Origin of the sequence: Burkholderia sp. Bp8986, from assembly GCF_003854225.1 — a bacterium.
Taxonomy (GTDB): domain Bacteria; phylum Pseudomonadota; class Gammaproteobacteria; order Burkholderiales; family Burkholderiaceae; genus Burkholderia.
This window is the reverse complement of record NZ_QTQM01000006.1, coordinates 193801-213916: the sequence shown is the minus strand read 5'-3', so window position 1 is coordinate 213916 and position 20116 is coordinate 193801. Positions and strand designations below refer to the sequence as shown.

22 protein-coding genes and 1 tRNA gene are annotated in these 20116 nt (G+C 66.7%); 18 read left to right on the top strand and 5 right to left on the bottom strand.

Annotated features, from left to right (window positions below):
• Positions 1-3: 3 nt before the first annotated feature.
• The 9 genes from lptC to DID99_RS09155 all read left to right on the top strand — a co-directional run bounded on the left by lptC (position 4) and on the right by DID99_RS09155 (position 7712).
• The gene (lptC, locus tag DID99_RS09195; RefSeq protein ID WP_124666528.1) at positions 4-618 is read left to right on the top strand and encodes an LPS export ABC transporter periplasmic protein LptC; all 615 of its coding nucleotides are present in this window, start codon (positions 4-6) and stop codon (positions 616-618) included.
• A 20-nt stretch (positions 619-638) separates the two neighbouring features.
• Complete coding sequence (gene lptA, locus DID99_RS09190) at positions 639-1304, top strand: lipopolysaccharide transport periplasmic protein LptA (RefSeq protein WP_044847461.1); 666 nt, start codon at positions 639-641, stop codon at positions 1302-1304.
• Positions 1301-2077 (top strand): LPS export ABC transporter ATP-binding protein, encoded by a 777-nt coding sequence (gene lptB / locus DID99_RS09185; RefSeq protein ID WP_124486505.1) that lies wholly within the window; start codon positions 1301-1303, stop codon positions 2075-2077. The genes lptA and lptB overlap by 4 nt, the downstream gene beginning before the upstream one ends.
• Before the next feature lie 157 nt (positions 2078-2234).
• Entirely contained in the window at positions 2235-3740 is a 1506-nt protein-coding gene (locus DID99_RS09180; protein WP_044847463.1) for an RNA polymerase factor sigma-54, read from the top strand.
• Positions 3741-3899: 159 nt separating this feature from the next.
• Positions 3900-4259, top strand: coding sequence for a ribosome hibernation-promoting factor, HPF/YfiA family (gene hpf, locus DID99_RS09175; protein ID WP_006477786.1), 360 nt, complete (start codon positions 3900-3902; stop codon positions 4257-4259).
• A 169-nt stretch (positions 4260-4428) separates the two neighbouring features.
• Positions 4429-4968 carry a PTS sugar transporter subunit IIA gene (locus DID99_RS09170; protein ID WP_044847464.1) on the top strand — a complete coding sequence of 180 codons (540 nt, stop codon included), beginning with the start codon at positions 4429-4431 and terminating at the stop codon, positions 4966-4968.
• A 129-nt stretch (positions 4969-5097) separates the two neighbouring features.
• A complete protein-coding gene (hprK, locus tag DID99_RS09165) occupies positions 5098-6066 on the top strand; it encodes an HPr(Ser) kinase/phosphatase (protein ID WP_006483133.1) in 969 nt (322 codons plus the stop codon).
• A gap of 75 nt (positions 6067-6141) precedes the next feature.
• Entirely contained in the window at positions 6142-7050 is a 909-nt protein-coding gene (rapZ, locus tag DID99_RS09160; protein WP_124520748.1) for an RNase adapter RapZ, read from the top strand.
• 26 nt (positions 7051-7076) lie between these two features.
• On the top strand, positions 7077-7712 hold the full coding sequence (locus DID99_RS09155; protein ID WP_124486506.1) for an LON peptidase substrate-binding domain-containing protein: 636 nt from the start codon (positions 7077-7079) through the stop codon (positions 7710-7712).
• 120 nt (positions 7713-7832) lie between these two features.
• Here the strand turns inward: DID99_RS09155 and mutY are convergent, their stop codons facing one another.
• Positions 7833-8939, bottom strand: coding sequence for an A/G-specific adenine glycosylase (mutY, locus tag DID99_RS09150; protein ID WP_124486507.1), 1107 nt, complete (start codon positions 8937-8939; stop codon positions 7833-7835).
• A gap of 37 nt (positions 8940-8976) precedes the next feature.
• On the bottom strand, positions 8977-9804 hold the full coding sequence (mutM, locus tag DID99_RS09145) for a bifunctional DNA-formamidopyrimidine glycosylase/DNA-(apurinic or apyrimidinic site) lyase (RefSeq protein ID WP_044847468.1): 828 nt from the start codon (positions 9802-9804) through the stop codon (positions 8977-8979).
• 86 nt (positions 9805-9890) lie between these two features.
• Between mutM and DID99_RS09140 the strand changes: the two genes are divergently transcribed.
• The 8 genes from DID99_RS09140 to hisC all read left to right on the top strand — a co-directional run bounded on the left by DID99_RS09140 (position 9891) and on the right by hisC (position 17068).
• Positions 9891-11714, top strand: a complete 1824-nt coding sequence (locus tag DID99_RS09140) for a tetratricopeptide repeat protein (protein WP_124486508.1) — start codon at positions 9891-9893, stop codon at positions 11712-11714.
• Positions 11714-12334, top strand: a complete 621-nt coding sequence (lolB, locus tag DID99_RS09135) for a lipoprotein insertase outer membrane protein LolB (protein ID WP_124571314.1) — start codon at positions 11714-11716, stop codon at positions 12332-12334. The genes DID99_RS09140 and lolB overlap by 1 nt, the downstream gene beginning before the upstream one ends.
• A gap of 27 nt (positions 12335-12361) precedes the next feature.
• On the top strand, positions 12362-13243 hold the full coding sequence (gene ispE, locus DID99_RS09130) for a 4-(cytidine 5'-diphospho)-2-C-methyl-D-erythritol kinase (protein WP_124666527.1): 882 nt from the start codon (positions 12362-12364) through the stop codon (positions 13241-13243).
• Positions 13244-13296: 53 nt separating this feature from the next.
• Positions 13297-13373: transfer RNA gene (locus DID99_RS09125), tRNA-Gln, on the top strand.
• A gap of 44 nt (positions 13374-13417) precedes the next feature.
• Positions 13418-14380: a ribose-phosphate pyrophosphokinase gene (locus tag DID99_RS09120; RefSeq protein WP_044847472.1), complete on the top strand. Its 963-nt coding sequence runs from the start codon at positions 13418-13420 to the stop codon at positions 14378-14380.
• Between the two features lie 162 nt (positions 14381-14542).
• Positions 14543-15151 (top strand): 50S ribosomal protein L25/general stress protein Ctc, encoded by a 609-nt coding sequence (locus DID99_RS09115; protein WP_044847489.1) that lies wholly within the window; start codon positions 14543-14545, stop codon positions 15149-15151.
• A gap of 119 nt (positions 15152-15270) precedes the next feature.
• Complete coding sequence (pth, locus tag DID99_RS09110) at positions 15271-15870, top strand: aminoacyl-tRNA hydrolase (protein ID WP_124486511.1); 600 nt, start codon at positions 15271-15273, stop codon at positions 15868-15870.
• Positions 15871-16000: 130 nt separating this feature from the next.
• Positions 16001-17068 carry a histidinol-phosphate transaminase gene (hisC, locus tag DID99_RS09105; protein WP_124486512.1) on the top strand — a complete coding sequence of 356 codons (1068 nt, stop codon included), beginning with the start codon at positions 16001-16003 and terminating at the stop codon, positions 17066-17068.
• Between the two features lie 88 nt (positions 17069-17156).
• Here hisC and DID99_RS09100 read toward each other — a convergent pair whose 3' ends face one another.
• The 3 genes from DID99_RS09100 to rsmD all read right to left on the bottom strand — a co-directional run bounded on the left by DID99_RS09100 (position 17157) and on the right by rsmD (position 18706).
• On the bottom strand, positions 17157-17423 hold the full coding sequence (locus DID99_RS09100; RefSeq protein WP_124520742.1) for a YfhL family 4Fe-4S dicluster ferredoxin: 267 nt from the start codon (positions 17421-17423) through the stop codon (positions 17157-17159).
• A gap of 59 nt (positions 17424-17482) precedes the next feature.
• Positions 17483-17980 carry a pantetheine-phosphate adenylyltransferase gene (gene coaD / locus DID99_RS09095; RefSeq protein ID WP_044847476.1) on the bottom strand — a complete coding sequence of 166 codons (498 nt, stop codon included), beginning with the start codon at positions 17978-17980 and terminating at the stop codon, positions 17483-17485.
• Positions 17981-18091: 111 nt separating this feature from the next.
• Entirely contained in the window at positions 18092-18706 is a 615-nt protein-coding gene (rsmD, locus tag DID99_RS09090) for a 16S rRNA (guanine(966)-N(2))-methyltransferase RsmD (protein ID WP_124666526.1), read from the bottom strand.
• A gap of 202 nt (positions 18707-18908) precedes the next feature.
• Here rsmD and ftsY point away from each other — a divergent pair, with 202 nt between their 5' ends.
• Positions 18909-20081 carry a signal recognition particle-docking protein FtsY gene (gene ftsY / locus DID99_RS09085; RefSeq protein WP_124666525.1) on the top strand — a complete coding sequence of 391 codons (1173 nt, stop codon included), beginning with the start codon at positions 18909-18911 and terminating at the stop codon, positions 20079-20081.
• The last annotated feature ends 35 nt before the right edge of the window (positions 20082-20116 follow it).

Below are 20116 nucleotides of genomic sequence, written 5' to 3'. Positions count from 1 at the left end.
CGGATGAACACGCATTTCCGCTGGACCCAGCTGCTGCCGCTCGTCGCGGTCGCCGCGCTCGCGGGCATCACGTGGTGGCTGCTGCAGGCGACGCTGCCGCCGCCCGGCGAGGACGCCGTGCGGCCGAAGCGCCACACGCCCGATTATTTCGCGGACAACTTTTCCGTCACCGAGCTCGACCAGTCCGGCTCGACGCAATACCGGCTGACGGCCGCGAAGCTGATCCATTACGAAGATACCGACAACAGCGACCTGACCGATCCGGCCATGCGCGCGTTCCAGCCCGGCAAGCCGGTCGTGACGACCACCGCGAAGCGCGGCACCGTCAACGGCGACGTGTCGATCGTCGACTTGTACGACGATGCGCGCATCCTGCGCGTGGCCGGCGGCGGCGATCCGCAGATGCAGGCCGATTCCCAGCATTTCCGGATCTTCGTCAATGACGATGTGATCCAGACCGAAAAGCCGGTTAAACTTCAGCGCGGCCTGTCGCTCGTCAACGCGACCGACGGCATGAAGTACAACAACGTCACCCGGGTCATCGAGCTTTACGGCAACGTGCGCGGCACGATCGCCGCGGCGGACACGTCCGGCGGCTCGAAAGGTCAATCCAGGTGACGCATCCCTCACGTGACTGCATGAACGAACCGTTCCCTCGACAGAATTCCGGCGGCGCTGCGCGCGCCGTCCGCGCCGCGCTCGCCGCGACGCTCGTGGCGCTCCCGCTCGTCGGGCTGGCGCCGCTCGCCCATGCCGAGAAGGCCGACCAGAACAAGCCGATCAACGTCGAGGCGGACAACCTGACCTATGACGACCTGAAGCAGGTGACGGTCGCGACCGGCAACGTCGTGATCACGAAGGGCACGATCATCATCAAGGGCGACCGCGTCGAAGTGCGCCAGGATCCGGAAGGCTATCAGTACGCGACGTCGTTCGGCAGCGGCAAGAAGCACGCGACGTTCCGCCAGAAGCGCGAAGGCCTCGACGAATACATCGACGGCGACGCCGAGCGCATCGACTACGACGGCAAGCAGGACCTGACGACGCTGACGACCGCCGCGACCGTGCGCCGCCTGCAGGGCACGTCGACGATCGCCGACACCGTGCACGGCAGCGTGATCACGTACGACGGCCAGCGCGACTTCTACACCGCGAAGGGCGGCAAGGACGTCGCGGCGCCGGGCAACCCGAACGGCCGCGTGCGCGCGATGCTGTCGCCGAAGAACGGCGGCCCCGGGCAGCTGAACGGCGCGCCGGCGAAGCTGTCGCCGTCGACCACGATCCAGGGAGCGCCGGCCCAATGAACGCGCTTCCGAACCGCCAGCCGGCCGGCACGACGAGCTCGCTCGTCGTGCGCAACCTGAAGAAACGCTACGGCTCGCGCACCGTCGTCAAGGACGTGTCGCTCGACGTGAAGAGCGGCGAGGTCGTCGGCCTGCTCGGCCCGAACGGCGCCGGCAAGACGACGTCGTTCTACATGATCGTCGGCCTCGTGCCGACGGATGCGGGCGAAATCTCGCTGAACGGCAGCTCGATCGGCCTGCTGCCGATCCACAAGCGCGCGTCGCTCGGCCTGTCGTACCTGCCGCAGGAAGCGTCGGTGTTCCGCAAGCTGACCGTCGAGGAAAACATCCGCGCGGTGCTCGAGCTGCAGCACGGCGAAGACGGCAAGCGGCTGTCGAAGGACGCGATCGCGTCGCGCACCGAGGCGCTGCTCGACGAATTGCAGATCGGCCACCTGCGCGAGAACCCGGCGCTGTCGCTGTCGGGCGGCGAACGCCGTCGCGTCGAGATCGCGCGCGCGCTCGCGACCAATCCGAACTTCATCCTGCTCGACGAGCCGTTCGCCGGCGTCGACCCGATCGCGGTGCTCGAGATCCAGAAGATCGTCAAGTTCCTGAAGCAGCGCAACATCGGCGTGTTGATTACCGATCACAACGTCCGCGAAACGCTCGGCATCTGCGACCACGCTTACATCATCAGCGACGGTTCGGTGCTCGCCGCCGGCGCGCCGAGCGAAATCATCGAAAACGAAAGCGTGCGCCGCGTGTACCTCGGCGAACACTTCCGCATGTAAATCCCCCGTGGCTGGCCGCCCCCGCCCGGCATCGCCGCGCGGGGCGCGCCCGCGTGTCCTGCGGCCCCGCCGCGGCCGGGCGCCGCGCCGCGCGTAATCGCGGATGGCTCAAGGCGCCTGGGTCGTGGCAAACTGCCGGTATGACTCCCTCTCTGCCATGAAAGCCAGCCTTCAACTCCGCCTGTCGCAACACCTGGCGCTGACACCGCAACTGCAGCAGTCGATCCGGCTCCTGCAGCTGTCGACGCTCGAACTGCAGCAGGAAGTCGCGATGGCCGTCGCGCAGAATCCGCTGCTCGAGAACGACGACGAATGGATCGCGAGCCCGCTGCGCGTCGCGGCGGACGGATCGCTGATCGCGCAGACGCCGCCCGGACAGAACACCGAACCGGGCATCACGAACGGCAGCAGCCAGTCGAGCGAACGCGCCGAGCGCGACGAGCCGGCCGGCGCCGACGAATACGACGGATACGCATCGGGCGACGCCGGCGACGGCCCGCAGTGGAATCTCGACGAGTTCGGCCGCTCGAGCGGCGCCTCGGACGATGACGATCTCCCGCCCCTGCAGGTGCAGGAAGCCGCGACGTCGCTGCGCGACCACCTGTCCGCGCAATTGCGCGTCACGCAGGCCGGGCCGCGCGACCGCGCGCTCGTGATGTTCCTGATCGAATCGCTCGACGACGACGGCTACCTGACCGCCACGCTCGACGAAGTGCTCGCCGACCTGCCGCCCGAACTGGAAATCGACTGCGACGAACTGAATGCGGCGCTCGCGCTGCTGCACAGTTTCGATCCGGCCGGGGTCGGGGCCCGCTCGGCGTCCGAATGCCTGAAGCTGCAGTTGCTGCGCCTCGATCCGTCCCCCACCCGCACGCTCGCGCTGGAGATCGTGTCGCAGCACCTCGAACTGCTCGCCGCGCGCGACTTCACGCGGCTGCGCAAGCAGCTGAAGGCGAGCGACGACGCGCTGCGCGACGCGCACGCGCTGATCCGCTCGCTGGAGCCGTTCCCCGGCGCTGCCTACGGCAAGGCCGAGGCCGACTACGTCGTGCCCGACATCATCGTGAAGAAGGCCGGCCAGGGCTGGCTCGCGGAACTCAATCCGGAAGTGATGCCGCGCCTGCGGATCAACAACCTGTACGCGAACATCCTGCGCAACAGCCGCGGCGACCCGTCGGCCGGATCGTTGAAACAACAGCTCCAGGAAGCACGCTGGCTGATCAAGAACATCCAGCAGCGATTCGACACGATCCTGCGTGTCGCGCAGGCTATTGTCGAACGTCAGAAGAACTTCTTTGCGCATGGCGAAATTGCCATGCGCCCCTTGGTTTTGCGGGAAATAGCTGATACGCTGGGCCTACACGAGTCGACTGTCAGCCGTGTGACAACCGGGAAGTACATGCTGACCCCGTTCGGGACGCTGGAATTTAAGTACTTCTTCGGATCACACGTTTCGACCGACACCGGAGGCGCCGCATCGTCGACCGCCATCCGAGCCCTGATCAAGCAACTGATAGGAGCTGAAGACCCAAAATCGCCACTTTCGGACAGCCGCATTGCCGAGCTGCTGGCAGAACAGGGATTCGTGGTTGCGCGCCGCACGGTTGCCAAGTACCGCGAAGCCCTCAAGATCCCGGCAGTGAATCTGCGCAAGTCTCTTTAAGCCTGCTGCCTGCCCGGCGGCAGGCGTGTTCCGGCCACCGCGCACTCGGGGAACAGGCCGGGCGACTTGTCCGCGAATTTGCCGCGCCATGCGGCAGGGGCAAGTCGACCGGAGCGCCGCCTCGATGCGGCCGGGTGGTCACTCGCTTGGAGAAGCACTATGAACCTGAAGATCAGTGGACATCATCTCGAAGTCACGCCTGCAATTCGCGAATACGTGATCACCAAGCTGGACCGGGTGCTACGGCATAGCGATCAGGTGATCGATGGCACTGTGATCCTCTCGGTCGACAATCACAAGGAAAAGGACAAGCAGCAGCGCGCGGAAATCAACCTGCATCTGAAGGGCAAGGACATCTTCGTCGAAAGCGCAAACGGCAACCTGTACGCTGCGATCGATCTGCTGATCGACAAGCTGGATCGCCAGGTCGTCAAGCACATGGAGCGTCTGCAGACCCATGCGCACGACCCGATCAAGCTGCAGCCGTCGATCGACCAGATCGAACTGCCGCCGCAATAACGTTCACCGCAACACACACGCCGCCCGGTTCGCCGGGCGTTTTTTTTGCGTCCACGCGGCAGTGGTGCGACCGGTCCGTCCATGCCGCGCCACGCACGCGGCTGTGCTCTATAATGTTCCGGTTATCGCCGGGGGGCGTTGGGTGCGGTAGCTGTCGTGCAGGTTTCCGATGCCGAACGCCTTGATATCGCCGAACATGGAAAATCAGTCTGCCGCCGCAAGGAGACCCCAGGCCGCCCAATCGCCTGCCAACATGAATCGCCTAGCCAAAATCCTGCCCATAGAGAACGTCGTCATCGACCTCTCCGTCACCAGCAAGAAACGCGTCTTCGAACAAGCCGGGCTGATGTTCGAGAATCAGAACGGCATCGCCCGCAGCACCGTCACGGACAACCTGTTCGCGCGCGAGCGCCTCGGCTCGACCGGGCTCGGCGAAGGCGTCGCGATTCCGCACGGGCGCATCAAGGGGCTCAAGCATCCGCTCGCCGCCTTCGTGCGGCTCGCCGACGCGATCCCGTTCGAAGCGCCCGACGGCCAGCCGGTCGGTCTCCTGATTTTCCTGCTCGTCCCCGAGCAAGCCACCCAGCAGCACCTCGAGATCCTGTCGGAAATCGCGCAACTGCTGTCCGATCGCGACGCGCGAGAGCGTCTGCACAACGAAACGGATCTCGCCGAGTTGCATCGCCTGCTCACTCAGTGGCAACCTTGAGTTGATCCGGGCGGATTATTTTCCCGAACGAGGCGGCACACGCCGCCGACCAGGGCCGCCCGGCGCCGGTCCGGCATGGCGACGCCCGTCGCCGCGCGCATGCACCGGCTCATTGGAGTGACGAGAGTCATGGATACGTCCAGCATCAACGCCCAGAGCATCTTCGACGACAACGCGGCCACGCTGAAACTGAGCTGGCTGACGGGGCATGAAGGCTGGGAGCGCGGTTTTTCGGCCGACACCGTCGGCAACGCGACGTCGAGCGCCGACCTCGTCGGCCACCTGAACCTGATCCACCCGAACCGGATCCAGGTGCTCGGCGAAGCCGAAATCGACTACTACCAGCGGCAGACCGACGAAGACCGTTCGCGCCACATGGCCGAGCTGATCGCGCTCGAACCGCCGTTCCTCGTCGTCGCCGGCGGCGCCGCCGCGCCGCCCGAGCTCGTGCTGCGCTGCACGCGCTCATCCACGCCGCTGTTCACGACGCCGATGTCGGCCGCCGCCGTGATCGACAGCCTGCGGCTCTACATGTCGCGCATCCTCGCGCCGCGCGCGACACTGCACGGCGTGTTCCTCGACATCCTCGGGATGGGCGTGCTGCTCACCGGCGACTCCGGGCTCGGCAAGAGCGAACTCGGCCTCGAACTCATCAGCCGCGGCCACGGCCTCGTCGCCGACGACGCGGTCGACTTCGTCCGACTTGGCCCCGATTTCGTCGAAGGCCGCTGCCCGCCGCTGCTGCAGAACCTACTGGAAGTGCGCGGCCTCGGCCTGCTCGACATCAAGACGATCTTCGGCGAAACCGCGGTGCGCCGGAAAATGAAGCTGAAGCTGATCGTCCAGCTCGTGCGCCGCCCGGACGGCGAATTCCAGCGGCTGCCGCTGGAAAGCCAGACGGTCGACGTGCTCGGTCTGCCGATCAGCAAGGTCACGATCCAGGTCGCGGCCGGCCGCAACCTCGCGGTGCTGGTCGAGGCGGCCGTGCGGAACACGATCCTGCAGTTGCGCGGCATCGACACGTTGCGCGATTTCATGGATCGGCAACGACTCGCGATGCAGGATCCCGACAGCCAGTTCCCCGGCAAGCTCGTGTAACCGCCCCGCGCCGGCCTCGCAGCGCCGACGCGTCGAGCCGGTGCTATGATGAAACGTCAGGATTCTCTGCTTCCCATGCGCATCGTCCTCATCACCGGCATCTCCGGCTCAGGCAAGTCCGTCGCGCTGAACGCGCTCGAAGACGCAGGCTACTACTGCGTCGACAACCTGCCGCCGCACGTGCTCCCCGAACTCGCCCGCTACCTGGCCGACGGCGGCCAGCACCGGCTCGCGGTCGCGATCGATGCGCGTTCGAGCGCATCGCTGGACGAAATGCCCGGCCTGATCCGCTCGCTGTCGCTCGAGCACGATGTCCGCGTGCTGTTCCTCAACGCAAGCACGCAGGCGCTGATCCAGCGCTTCTCCGAAACGCGCCGGCGCCACCCGCTGTCCGGCTCGCCGTCGCACGACGCGAACGTCGGGCTGCTGTCGTCGCTCGAGGAAGCGATCGAGCGCGAACGCGAGCTGGTCGCGCCGCTCGCCGAATTCGGCCACCAGATCGATACGAGCACGCTGCGCGCGAACGTGCTGCGCACGTGGGTCAAGCGCTTCATCGAGCAGAAGAACAACGACCTGATGGTGATGTTCGAGTCATTCGGCTTCAAGCGCGGCGTGCCGCTCGATGCCGACCTGATGTTCGACGTGCGCGCGCTGCCGAACCCGTACTACGACCATGAGCTGCGCCCGCTCACCGGGCTGGACCAGCCGGTCATCGCCTTTCTCGACGCACTGCCGATCGTCCACCAGATGATCGACGACATCCATGCGTTCCTGATGAAATGGCTGCCGCACTTTCGTGAAGACAACCGCAGCTACCTGACCGTCGCCATCGGCTGCACGGGCGGTCAGCATCGCTCGGTGTTCATCGCGGAAACGCTCGCCGCGCGCCTCGCGCACGATGCGAACGTGATCGTGCGGCATCGTGACGCGCCGGTGGATGTCGACGCGTCGTCGCGGCTCGTCACCGAGGTCGAACGACCTTAGCGACACCGCCCTCTCGCCGGCGCGCCATGTCCACCCTATCGACCACCCTGATCGACCTGCCGCTGTTTCCGCTGCATACGGTGCTGTTCCCCGGTGGCTTGCTGCCGCTCAAGGTATTCGAGGCGCGCTATCTCGACATGTCGCGCGCGTGCCTGCGCGACGACGCGCCGTTCGGCGTGTGCCTCCTGAAGAGCGGGCCCGAAGTCGCGCAGGACGGCGCCGTGTCGGTGCCCGAGACGATCGGCTGCATGGCGCGCATCACCGAGTGCGACACCGGCGAATTCGGGATGCTGTACCTGCAGGCGATCGGCACGCAGCGATTCGAGTTGCTGTCGTATCGCGTCGAAAGCAACGGGCTGCTGGTCGGGATCGCGGAGCCGCTGCCCGACGACATCCCGCTCGAAGGCGAACAGGCGCTCGCACAATTCGGCTCGTGCGCCGAGGTGCTCGAGCGCATCATCGAAGCGCTGAAGAAGTCCGAACCGGACAAGATGCCGTTCGGCGAACCGTTCCGCCTCGACGACCCGAGCTGGGTGTCGAACCGACTCGCGGAACTGCTGCCGCTCGACCTGCGCGCACGGCAGAAGCTGATGGAGTTTCCGGATGTCGGCGCGCGGATCGACGCCGTGCACCACGTGCTCGACCGGCACGGCTGGCTGTAAGGCGCGGCCGGCCAGCCGCGTCGCACCGGCGTCGCCGGGCGGATCATCCTGACGGGCGAGCCGACCGCGTCGGCGCGGCACTTCCGTAAGCACGGCCCGCACCGCGCCCTTTCCCCATCGTTACAGCAACGACCCGCTCAGCGCATCGAGCAGCTTGCGCACGGGCGCCGGCACGCCGTACGCATCGAGCCCGGCGAGCGGCACCCACGCCGTCTCGGCATCCCGTGCATGCGCAAGCGGAAGGCCGCCGTTCGTCATGTCGCTCAGCCGCGGCTCGATCTCGAGCCGGAAATGCGTGAACGTGTGCGTGAACGGCGCGAGCGGCACCGGGCCGCCGCCGCCGAAGCCACGCGCGAGTTCCGCGAGCGCCGCATCGCCGTCCGCCTGCGGCAGGCACCACAGGCCGCCCCAGATGCCGGCCGGCGGACGCCGTTCGAGCAGCACGGCGTCGCCGTCGCGCAGCACGAGCATCCAGGTCTTGCGCGTCGGCACGGCCTTCTTCGGCCGCGCGGCCGGCAGTTCGCGCTGGCGGCCCGTGGATTGCGCGACGCAGTCGCCCGCGAACGGGCAGCGCGCGCAATCCGGCTTGCCGCGCACGCACAGCGTCGCGCCGAGATCCATCAGCCCCTGCGTATAGGCACTCACGTCGGCCGCGTTCGCGGCATCCGGCAGCAGCGATTCGGCCAGCGCCCACATGTCGTTCTCGACGCGCTTCTCGCCCGGAAAGCCCTCGACGCCGAACACGCGCGCCAGCACGCGCTTCACGTTGCCGTCGAGGATCGTCGCGCGTGCACCGTATGCGAACGACGCGATCGCCGCGGCCGTCGAACGGCCGATGCCGGGCAGTTCGGCAAGTGCTTCCGGCGTCGACGGGAATACGCCGCCATGCTCGGCGACGACGACCTGCGCGCAGCGGTGCAGATTGCGCGCGCGCGAGTAGTAGCCGAGCCCGGCCCACAGCGCCATCACGTCGTCGGACGGCGCGGCCGCGAGCGCGGCGACGTCGGGAAAGCGCTCGAGAAAGCGCGTGTAATACGGGACGACGGTCGAGACCTGCGTCTGCTGCAGCATGATTTCCGACAGCCAGATCCAGTAGGGATCGCGGGTGTTCTGCCACGGCAGGTCGTGGCGGCCGTGCTCGCGCTGCCAGGCGATCAGTCGCGTGGCGAACGTGCGATGCAGCGGCGTGACGGGGAACGGAGCGGGGGCGATGCGGGGCGGCTTCAAGTGTTCGAATCTTCGGAAAAAGGTTGCAACGCGGGGCTCAACGCTGGCAGGTCGGGCAGTAATAAGTCGAACGCTGACCCTGCACGATCTGGCGGATCGGCGTGCCGCAGACGCGGCAAGGCAGCCCCGCACGGTCATAGACGAAGCAGTCGAGCTGGAAATAGCCGCTTTCGCCGTTGCTGCCGACGAAATCGCGCAGCGTACTGCCGCCGCGCTCGATCGCGTCGGCGAGCGTCGCGCGCACCGCGTCGGCCAGCCGCTCATAGCGCGGCAGCGACACCTTGCCGGCCGCGGTCGTCGGCCGGATGCCCGCGCGAAACAGGCTCTCCGACGCATAGATGTTGCCGACGCCGACGACCATGTCGCCCGCGAGCAGCGCCTGTTTGACCGACACCGTGCGGCCGCGCGTGCGTGCGTGCAGCAGCGCGCCGGTGAACGCCGGCGAGAACGGCTCGACGCCGAGGCTCGCGAGCAGCGGATGCGCATGCACGTCGCCGGCTTCGCGCGGGTGCCACAGCACGGCGCCGAAACGGCGCGGATCGCGGAACCGCAGCACGAATTCGTCGAAGATCCAGTCGATGTGGTCGTGTTTCGCAGCCACCGGCACGCCGGCCGCGGGCAGCACGCGCAGCGTGCCCGTCATCCCGAGATGGACGATGAACCAGCCTGCGTCGACCTCGAACAGCAGATACTTGCCGCGACGCTCGACGGCGAGCACCTCGCGCGCGCGCAACTGCTCGGCGAGCCCCGCCGGCACGGGCCAGCGCAGCATCGCGGTACGGACGTCGACACGCTCGACGCGGCGGCCCGCGACAAAGGGCTCGATGCCCCGGCGCGTGACTTCGACTTCTGGCAACTCTGGCATGTTCTACGGGTCCGAAACTCGATTCACGATCGTGCGTGTATTGTAGCGAGCGCGTTACAATCGGTTGAAACATCGAACGGATTTCCATGACCCTGCCCTCGAAGCTGCTTCTGAAGCGCCCCGCCGCCGAGCGCGGCGTGCGTGCCTTCCCGGTCCGCCGTGCGCTCGGCGCCGCGCTGTTCGCCGCCTGGACCCTCACCGCCATCCCGGCTCACGCGCAGGATCCGGCATCGGACGACGCGGAGCCGCAGGGCGCGTTCGAGCACGTGATGCCGGACGAGCAGAAGAATCTCCCGGGCGTCCCGCTGACGAGCCAGATCGTCTACCAGGTACTGGCCGCCGAAGTCGCGCTTCAGCGCAACCAGCCGGCGCCGGCCTACCAGACCTACCTCGCGCTCGCCCGCGACACGCGCGATCCGCGCATGGCGCAGCGTGCGACCGAGATCGCGCTCGGCGCGCAAAGCCCGGCCGACGCGCTGTCCGCGGCCAATCTCTGGCGCCAGTACGCACCGGATTCGAACCGCGCATCGCAAGTCGACGCCGCGCTACTGGTGCTCGCCGGCAAGCCGGCCGACGCGCAGCCGATGCTCGCGCGCGAACTGGCCCGCGCGACCGGCGAAACGCGCGGCCCCGCGATCCTCGCACTGCAGGCGCTGCTGGTGCGCGGCGCGGACCGCGTCGGCGGCCTCGCGGTGCTGAAGGACATGCTGAAGAACGACATGAACCGTCCCGAGGCGCAGCTCGCGATCGCGCGGCAGCAGCTCGCGGTCGACGACAAGGAAGGCGCCGCGCAGTCGCTGAAGCAGGCGCTGCAGATCCGCCCCGACTATCTGCCGGCGGCGCTGATGCTGTCGCAGATGGGGCCTGCCGAGCGCGCAGCCGGCATCACGTCGTTCGAGAAATATGTTCAGCAGAATCCGAAGTCGCGCGATGCGCGCCTCGCACTGTCGCAGCTCTACCTCGCCGACGACCGCCTCGACGACGCGCAGAAGCAGTTCGAGACGATGCGCAAGCTCGACGCGAAGGACCCGACGCCGCTGATGGCGCTCGCGCTGATCAAGATCCAGCAGAAGAAACTCGACGACGCGAACGCATACCTGAAGCAGTACGTGCAGCTCGGCAACAAGCAGCCGAACCTCGACGTCGGCCAGGGCTACATCTACCTCGCGCAGATCTCGATCGAACAGGGCAATGACGCGCAGGCGTCGCAATGGCTCGACAAGGTCGACCAGACGAGCCAGCACTACCTGCCCGCGCAGATCACGCGCGCGCAGCTCCTGCAGAAACAGGGCAAGACCGACGAGGCCCGCAAGGTGCTCGACGACCTGCCGATCAGCGATCCGCGCGATGCGGCCGTGGTCGCACGCACCGACGCGTCGATCCTGTTTACCGCGAAGCGCTATCCGGAAGCCGAGGCGCGACTCGCGCAGGCAGTCCAGGACTTCCCGGACGATCCCGACCTGCGCTACGACTACGCGATGGCCGCCGAGAAGACGGGCCACTACGCGGCAATGGAAAAGCAGCTGCGCGAGCTGATGCGCACGCAGCCCGACAACCCGCAGGCGTACAACGCGCTCGGCTATTCGCTGGCCGATCGCAACCAGCGCCTGCCCGAAGCCAGCAAGCTGATCGACAAGGCGCTGTCGCTCGCGCCGAACGACGCGTACATCATGGACAGCCTCGGCTGGGTGAAGTACCGGATGGGCGACGCGGCCGGCGCGGCGAAGGTGCTGCGGCGCGCGTACGAGCTGCAGCCGAACGCCGAGATCGGCGCGCACCTCGGCGAAGTGCTGTGGAAGAGCGGCGCGCAGGACGACGCGCGCACCGCGTGGCGTGCCGCGCAGAAGCTCGAGCCCGACAACGACACGCTCGTGCAGACGCTCAAGCGCCTGCAGATCAACGGCCTCTGATGCGGATGTTCCCGATGCTTTCCCTGTCTTCCCGCGCGCTGCGCACGCTGGCCGCGGCCGGCGCCGCGCTCGCGCTCGCCGGCTGCGCGAGCACGCCGCCGTCGGCGAATGCGCCGGCGGGCACGGTGCTGCAGACGGCCGCGACGCACGCGTACCACGGCCGTTTCGCGGTGCAGTACAACGATCGCCTCGGCCGACCGCAGAACGTGTACGGCAACTTCGACTGGCAGGAGTACGGCGACGACGTGTCGCTGGAGCTGCGCAGCCCGCTCGGCCAGACGCTCGCGGTCGTGAAATCGACACCGCAGGCCGCGTCGCTCGAACTGCCGAACCGCCAGCCGCAATACGCGACGGACGTCGGCGAGCTGATGCAGAACACGCTCGGCTTCTCGCTGCCGCTGGCGGGCCTGCGCTACTGGCTGCTGCCGACGCCCGCGCCCGCGACGCCCGCGCAGACGGTGCGCGACCCGGCCGACACGACGCACGTCAAGCAGATCCGCCAGGACGGCTGGACGATCGACTATCTCGCCTACGCGGACGCACCGGCCACGGGCGTCAAACGCGTCAACCTCGTGCGCGCGACGCCGCCGCTCGACATCAAGCTCGTGCTCGACCAGTAAGCACGTGAACCTAGCCCCGACATACGCATGACCGATTCGATCCGCTCGCTGCGCAACTGCCTTGCGCCCGCGAAACTCAACCTGTTCCTGCACATCACCGGCCGCCGCCCGAACGGCTATCACGATCTGCAGAGCGTGTTCCAGCTGCTGAACTGGGGCGACACGCTGCATTTCACGCTGCGCGACGACGGTCGCGTCGCACGCGTCACCGACGTGCCGGGCGTGCCCGAGGAAAGCGATCTCGTCGTGCGCGCGGCCAACCTGCTGAAAACGCACACGGGCACCGCGGCCGGCGTCGACATCGAGATCGACAAGCGCCTGCCGATGGGCGCGGGCCTCGGCGGCGGCAGCTCCGATGCGGCAACGACGCTGCTCGCGCTGAACCGTCTGTGGCAACTGAACCTGCCGCGCGCGGAACTCCAGTCGCTCGCGGTGAAACTCGGTGCCGACGTTCCGTTTTTTGTTTTTGGAAAAAATGCGTTCGCAGAGGGTATCGGAGAAGAATTAGCTGAGGTAGAATTGCCGACTCGCTGGTTTTTGGTTGTGACGCCGCGAGTTCATGTCCCCACCGCTGAAATTTTTTCAGACGAGTTGTTGACAAGAGATACAAAGCGAGTCACAATTACAGACTTTCTTGCACAGCAAAACAGCGATGCGGGATGGCCAGATAGCTTCGGCCGGAACGATATGCAGCAAGTTGTGACAAGTAAGTACGCGGAAGTTGCGCAGGTGGTCAAATGGTTGTATAATGTGACCCCCGCGAGGATGACCGGCTCCGGAGCAAGCGTGTTTGCAGCGTTTCATAGCAAGCACGAGGCAGAAGCGGCGCAAGCCAAGCTGCCCACCGGTTGGAACGGTGCAGTTGCCGAGAGCCTGAACGAGCATCCGCTCTTCGCTTTCGCGTCATGAAGTTTTGCTTTGCCGGATGGCCTACAAGTCCGGTGAAGTTATCAGTTGAGTGTAGGGGAGTCGCCAAGTTGGTCAAGGCACCGGATTTTGATTCCGGCATGCGAGGGTTCGAGTCCTTCCTCCCCTGCCAAAAATTTTCCCGCATTTCCCGCCTAAGCCTGAAGCAGGTGCACGATGAGCAGCCACAGCCATGATGGCTTGATGGTCTTTACTGGCAACGCGAATCCCGCGCTCGCCCAGGAAGTCGTCAATATCCTTGGAATCCCCCTCGGCAAAGCAATGGTCAGCCGTTTCTCCGACGGTGAGATCCAGGTCGAGATCCAGGAAAACGTGCGCGGCAAGGACGTCTTCGTCCTGCAATCCACGTGCGCGCCGGCCAACGACAACCTGATGGAACTGATGATCATGGTCGATGCGCTCAAGCGCGCATCCGCCGGCCGGATCACCGCTGCCATCCCCTACTTCGGCTATGCCCGCCAGGACCGACGCCCGCGTTCGGCGCGCGTCGCGATCTCGGCGAAGATCGTCGCGAACATGCTGGAAATCGCCGGCGTCGAGCGGATCATCACGATGGATCTGCACGCCGACCAGATTCAAGGCTTCTTCGACATCCCGGTCGACAACATCTACGCAACGCCGATCCTGCTGGGTGACCTGCGCAAGCAGAACTACTCGGATCTGCTCGTCGTGTCGCCGGACGTCGGCGGCGTGGTCCGCGCCCGGGCACTCGCGAAGCAACTCAACTGCGATCTCGCGATCATCGACAAGCGTCGCCCGAAGGCGAACGTCGCCGAAGTGATGAACATCATCGGCGAAGTCGAAGGCCGCACCTGCGTGATCATGGACGACATGGTCGATACGGCCGGCACGCTCTGCAAGGCCGCGCAAGTGCTGAAGGATCGCGGTGCGAAGCAGGTGTTCGCGTACGCGACGCACCCGGTTCTGTCGGGTGGCGCCGCCGAGCGTATCGCCGCATCGGCACTCGACGAGCTGGTCGTCACCGATACGATCCCGCTGTCGGCCGAGTCGCTGTCCTGCTCGAAGATCCGCTCGCTGACGAGCGCGAGCCTGCTGGCAGAAACGTTCTCGCGGATTCGCCGCGGCGACTCGGTGATGTCGCTGTTCGCGGAATCCTGATCGCGGAACGACACGATATAGCATGCGCAGAAAGCGAAGCGGCAACGCTTCGCTTTTTGCACAATCGGACGGGATAGACGAAACCCCGTCCGTTTCATCGGGGGCCGCCATTTCGCCGGCCCCGTTTTACTGCCTGGTCGCGGGCAGCAAATGGAGAATCACATGAAAGTCGTCGCTTTCGAGCGCCAACAGCAAGGTACGGGTGCGAGCCGCCGCCTGCGCAACGCCGGTAAGACCACGGGTATCGTCTACGGTGGCGAAGCAGCCCCGCAAAAGATCGAACTGGATCACAACGCGCTGTGGCACGCCCTGAAGAAGGAAGCCTTCCACTCGTCGATCCTCGACCTGGAAGTCGCTGGCCAGTCGCAACAGGTTCTGCTGCGCGACGTGCAATACCACCCGTTCAAGCAACTCGTGCTGCACGTGGACTTCCAGCGCGTCGACGCGAAGAAGAAGCTGCACACGAAGGTGCCGCTGCACTTCCTGAACGCTGAAGTCAGCCCGGCAGTGAAGCTGTCGAGCGCAATCGTCTCGCACGTCGCGACGGAAATCGAAGTCGAGTGCCTGCCGTCGGCCCTGCCGGAATTCCTCGAAGTCGATCTGTCGAAGATCGAAGCAGGTCAGTCGCTGCACGCGAAAGACATCGCACTGCCGAAGGGCGTGACGCTGGTCGCGCACGTCGACGCGGAAAACCCGGTTGTCGCATCGGCGACGGTCCCGGCTGGTGCCGTGTCGGACGCAGCAGGCGAAGGCGAAACGCCGGCTGCCTAAGCGGCTGCCCACGCGCCATTCGATCCGTTTCACGAAACGGTCGATGCAACCCGCCGCGGCTTGCCCGGCGGGTTTTTCTTTTTCTGCGCCCAGGCGGGCGCTGCCGCCTACGAAACGTCATGATCAAACTGATCGTCGGCCTCGGCAATCCCGGGGCGGAATACACCGCGACGCGCCACAACGCCGGCTTCTGGCTGATCGACCAGCTCGCCCGCGAAGCCGGCGCGACGCTGCGCGACGAGCGCCGCTTTCACGGCTTCTACGCAAAAGCGCGCCTGCACGGCGAGGAAGTCCACCTGCTCGAGCCGCAAACCTACATGAACCGCTCCGGCCAGTCGGTCGTCGCGCTCGCGAATTTCTTCAAGATCCTGCCCGACCAGATCCTCGTCGCCCACGACGAACTCGATCTGCCGCCCGGCACCGTGAAGCTGAAGCTCGGCGGCGGCAGCGGCGGCCACAACGGCCTGAAGGACATCTCCGCGCATCTGTCGTCGCAACAGTACTGGCGCCTGCGCATCGGCATCGGCCATCCGCGCGACCTGATCCCGGAAGGCTCGCGCGCCGGCGCGAAACCCGACGTCGCGAACTTCGTGCTGAAGCCGCCGCGCCGCGAGGAGCAGGACGTGATCGACGCATCGATCGAACGCGCGCTCGCCGTGATGCCGATGGTCGTCAAGGGCGAACTCGACCGCGCGACGATGCAGCTGCATCGCAACTGAACCCGCGCTGCACCGGTGCGGTGCAATGTGCCGCCCGGTTGCGCCGGGCAGCCCCGCCCTGCCGCGCAATTGCGCACTGCAACGCCCACATGCGGTAATCTGGTCGCTTTTGCCCGTCAGGAGCCAAGCGGTGAGCCGTTACTGGAGCGACGTCGTTCAGCAACTCGTGCCTTACGTGCCGGGCGAACAGCCCGCGCTCGCACACCCCGTCAAGCTGAACACCAACGAGAATCCCTATCCGCCTTCGCCGCGCGTCGTCGCGGCGATCGCACGCGAACTCGGCGATACCGGCGACACGCTGCGCCGCTATCCCGATCCGCTCGCGCGCGCACTGCGCGAGACGGTCGCGGCCCATCACCGCATCAAGCCCGAACAGGTCTTCGTCGGCAACGGCTCCGACGAAGTCCTCGCGCACGCATTCCAGGCCCTGCTCAAGCATGACCGGCCGCTGCGCTTTCCCGACATCTCGTACAGCTTCTACCCGACCTACGCGCGCCTGTATGGCGTAGAGACTGCGATCGTGCCGCTCGCGGACGACTTCTCGATCCGGGTCGAAGACTATCTCGACGACGCGGGCGGCGTGCTGTTCCCGAACCCGAACGCGCCGACCGGGCGCGCGCTGCCGCTCGCGGACATCGAGCGGATCGCGGCCGCGAACCCGTCGTCGGTCGTGCTGATCGACGAGGCGTATGTCGATTTCGGCGCGCAATCCGCGATCGCGCTGATCGACCGCCATCCGAACCTGCTCGTCGTGCACACGACGTCGAAGGCGCGCTCGCTCGCGGGCATGCGCGTCGGCTTCGCGTTTGGCGATGCCGCGTTGATCGACGCACTGAACCGCGTGAAGGACAGCTTCAATTCCTATCCGCTCGACCGGCTCGCGCAGGCCGCGGCGCAGGCGGCATACGAAGATACCGACTATTTCGGCGCGACCTGCCGGCGCGTGATCGACAGCCGCACGCGGCTCACGCACGCGCTCGAGGCGCTCGGTTTCGACGTCGTGCCGTCGGCCGCGAACTTCGTGTTCGCGCGCCATCCCGCGCACGATGCGGGCACGATCGCGGCACAGCTAAAGGATCGGGAAATTTTCGTGCGGCACTTCAGGGCGCCGCGCATCGACCAGCACTTGCGCATCACCGTCGGTACCGACGCCGAATGCGACGCGCTCGTCGCGGCATTGCGCGAGCTGATCGGCTGAAACGGTAGCGGAAGCTGAAACGGAACCGGCGCCGAACGGCGCCGGCCGAGGAAATCGTGACGTCGAGACGCGCGACGTCAGCAGGGCGTCACCGCACGTCGTCGCCCTTCGCGGCGGTCAACGCGTGATACTTCGCCATCAACTGCGCGTGCGATTCGTCGTGCTGCGGATCGCGCGGAATGCATTCGACCGGACACACCTGCTGGCACTGCGGCTCGTCGAAATGGCCGACGCACTCGGTGCACTTGTTCGGGTCGATCACGTAGATATCCGGGCCCATCGAAATCGCGCCGTTCGGGCACTCGGGCTCGCACACGTCGCAATTGATGCACTCGTCGGTAATCATCAAAGACATACTGATCTCACTTCTTCAGGCCGGCGGCCGGCTTCACGACGAAACCGGCCGGCGCCGCGTCACGCGGCCGGACCTCCCATCGCAGTGACCTTCTCGGTCAGCCACTTCTCGACGGACGGGAACACGAACTTGCTGACATCGCCGCCCAACTGCGCGATTTCGCGCACGATCGTCCCCGAGATGAACTGGTACTGATCGGACGGCGTCATGAACATCGTCTCGACGTCGGGCAACAGATAGCGGTTCATCCCCGCCATCTGGAACTCGTATTCGAAATCGGACACGGCACGCAGGCCGCGCACGATCACGCGCGCGTTGTTGATGCGGACGAAATCCTTCAGGAGGCCCGTGAAACTCATGACCTTCACGTTCGGATAATGACCGAGCACCTCGTTCGCAATCGTCAGACGTTCTTCCAGCGAGAAGAACGGCTTCTTCGCGCGGCTGTCGGCGACACCCACCACCAGCGTATCAAAAATGCTCGACGCACGCCGCACGAGGTCTTCGTGCCCGCGCGTCAGCGGATCGAACGTACCGGGATACACGGCGACTACCATGTCGCTCCTCCTGTCATCACGCAAACGGGGTGGCAGCCGTGCGACGCGCACGCCACTGCCGAGATGGGCATGCGTCGCCTTTGCCGCGCGCCGCCTCGTATGGAACGCGCATTATTCATCATTTTCGCGCCGCAGCAAATGATAGTGAACCGCACCGGCCTTGCCGTGCTTCACCACCTGCCAGCCGGCCAGTGCGTCGTGCGCGGCCGGGTCGAGCTCCGCCCCCGTTTCGACGTACAGCGCACCATCCGGCGAGACGAGCGGCGCCGCCAGCGCGATCGAGCGGTCGAGCACGGCCGGCTCGCCGAACGGCGGATCGAGGAACACGACGTCGAACGCGCCCGGGGTCAGCCCGGCCGCGAGCCGCAGCGCGTCGGCTTCCGCGACCTCGACCGAGCGTGCGCCGAGCTTGTCCTTGATCGCGCGCAGCTGCTGCGCCGCGCGCGGGTGGCGCTCGACCATCACGACGCTCGTCGCGCCGCGCGACGCGGCCTCGAAGCCGAGCGCGCCGGTGCCCGCGAACAGGTCGAGGCAGCGCCGGCCTTCGAGATCCTGGCCGAGCCAGTTGAACAGGGTCTCGCGCACGCGATCGGGCGTCGGCCGCAGGCCGTCGAGATCGAGCACGGCGAGCGGCGTGCGTTTCCAGTCACCGCCGATGATGCGGATCGTGTGCGGCTTGCCGCGGCCGGCGGGGGCCGCCGGGCGGCCGGAAGAGGAACGGGACATACGGAATATCGACAACGGAGGGAACGGGTGCGCACGCGGGCGCACCGCCAAACAGGCGCACGTTACCACAGCGGCGGCACCGACTGACGCGAGTGCCTCGCCGCACTGATAAAATGCACGGTTTCGGCCGTCGTGCGCACGCGCGCCGGCCTCTCCGGCGCTCCGCCCTGGCGGCGCCCCGCCCTCTTCCCGACGTCAGACCATGTTCAGCTTCTTCAAACGATTCAAGAAAACGCAGGAGCCCGACTCCGCGGAATCGCAATCAGCCGACGCGCCGCAACCGGACGAGCCGTCCGACGCGCCCGCGCCCGCGCCCGCCCCCGAGCCCCGCCGGGCGGTCGAAGCACCGCAAGCGCCCGCGCAACCGCGACAGGCCGCGCCGGCCGTCGTGATGACGGTCACGCCGACCAACGACGGCAGCGACGAAGTCGTCGAAGCGGTCGAGATCGTGCCGCCGCCGACGCAGGACGCGTCCGCGAAGAAGTCGTGGCTCGCGCGCCTGAAGTCGGGGCTCGCGAAGACGGGCTCGAGCATCACCGGCGTGTTCGTCAACACGAAGATCGACGAGGATCTGTACGAGGAGCTCGAAGCCGCGCTGCTGATGTCCGACGCCGGCGTCGACGCGACCGAGTACCTGCTCGGCGCGCTGCGCGAGAAGGTGCGCGCGGGCCGGCTGACCGATCCGCAGCAGGTGAAGGGCGCGCTGCACGACCTGCTCGTCGAACTGCTGACGCCGCTCGAGAAGTCGCTGATGCTCGGTCGCGCGCAACCGCTCGTGATGATGATCACGGGCGTGAACGGCGCGGGCAAGACCACCAGCATCGGCAAGCTCGCGAAGCACCTGCAGAGCTTCGACCAGTCGGTGCTGCTGGCCGCGGGCGACACGTTCCGCGCGGCCGCGCGCGAACAGCTGGCGGTCTGGGGCGAGCGCAACAACGTGACGGTCGTCCAGCAGGAAAGCGGCGATCCGGCCGCGGTGATCTTCGACGCGGTCAGCGCCGCGCGCGCACGCAAGATCGACGTAATGATGGCCGACACGGCCGGCCGCCTGCCGACGCAGCTGCACCTGATGGAAGAGCTGAAGAAGGTGAAGCGCGTGATCTCGAAGGCGCACGACGGCGCGCCGCACGAGGTGCTGCTCGTGATCGACGCGAACACGGGCCAGAACGCGCTCACGCAGGTGAAGGCCTTCGACGATGCGCTCGGCCTCACGGGCCTGATCGTCACGAAGCTCGACGGCACCGCCAAGGGCGGGATCCTCGCCGCGATCGCGCGGCAGCGCCCGGTGCCCGTCTACTTCATCGGCGTCGGCGAGAAGGTCGAGGACCTGCAGCCGTTCAACGCAGTGGAATTCGCGGACGCGCTGCTCGGCTGAACGCCGCCGGCCCGCATCGCACGGGGCGCCTTCGG

Coding starts and splice junctions, on each gene's coding strand:
- lptC (WP_124666528.1), top strand. CDS start 4: ATGAACACGCATTTCCGCTGGACCCAGCTGCTGCCGCTCGTCGCGGTC.
- lptA (WP_044847461.1), top strand. CDS start 639: ATGAACGAACCGTTCCCTCGACAGAATTCCGGCGGCGCTGCGCGCGCC.
- lptB (WP_124486505.1), top strand. CDS start 1,301: ATGAACGCGCTTCCGAACCGCCAGCCGGCCGGCACGACGAGCTCGCTC.
- DID99_RS09180 (WP_044847463.1), top strand. CDS start 2,235: ATGAAAGCCAGCCTTCAACTCCGCCTGTCGCAACACCTGGCGCTGACA.
- hpf (WP_006477786.1), top strand. CDS start 3,900: ATGAACCTGAAGATCAGTGGACATCATCTCGAAGTCACGCCTGCAATT.
- DID99_RS09170 (WP_044847464.1), top strand. CDS start 4,429: ATGCCGAACGCCTTGATATCGCCGAACATGGAAAATCAGTCTGCCGCC.
- hprK (WP_006483133.1), top strand. CDS start 5,098: ATGGATACGTCCAGCATCAACGCCCAGAGCATCTTCGACGACAACGCG.
- rapZ (WP_124520748.1), top strand. CDS start 6,142: ATGCGCATCGTCCTCATCACCGGCATCTCCGGCTCAGGCAAGTCCGTC.
- DID99_RS09155 (WP_124486506.1), top strand. CDS start 7,077: ATGTCCACCCTATCGACCACCCTGATCGACCTGCCGCTGTTTCCGCTG.
- mutM (WP_044847468.1), bottom strand. CDS start 9,804: ATGCCAGAGTTGCCAGAAGTCGAAGTCACGCGCCGGGGCATCGAGCCC.
- DID99_RS09140 (WP_124486508.1), top strand. CDS start 9,891: ATGACCCTGCCCTCGAAGCTGCTTCTGAAGCGCCCCGCCGCCGAGCGC.
- lolB (WP_124571314.1), top strand. CDS start 11,714: ATGCGGATGTTCCCGATGCTTTCCCTGTCTTCCCGCGCGCTGCGCACG.
- ispE (WP_124666527.1), top strand. CDS start 12,362: ATGACCGATTCGATCCGCTCGCTGCGCAACTGCCTTGCGCCCGCGAAA.
- DID99_RS09120 (WP_044847472.1), top strand. CDS start 13,418: ATGAGCAGCCACAGCCATGATGGCTTGATGGTCTTTACTGGCAACGCG.
- DID99_RS09115 (WP_044847489.1), top strand. CDS start 14,543: ATGAAAGTCGTCGCTTTCGAGCGCCAACAGCAAGGTACGGGTGCGAGC.
- pth (WP_124486511.1), top strand. CDS start 15,271: ATGATCAAACTGATCGTCGGCCTCGGCAATCCCGGGGCGGAATACACC.
- DID99_RS09100 (WP_124520742.1), bottom strand. CDS start 17,423: ATGTCTTTGATGATTACCGACGAGTGCATCAATTGCGACGTGTGCGAG.
- coaD (WP_044847476.1), bottom strand. CDS start 17,980: ATGGTAGTCGCCGTGTATCCCGGTACGTTCGATCCGCTGACGCGCGGG.
- rsmD (WP_124666526.1), bottom strand. CDS start 18,706: ATGTCCCGTTCCTCTTCCGGCCGCCCGGCGGCCCCCGCCGGCCGCGGC.
- ftsY (WP_124666525.1), top strand. CDS start 18,909: ATGTTCAGCTTCTTCAAACGATTCAAGAAAACGCAGGAGCCCGACTCC.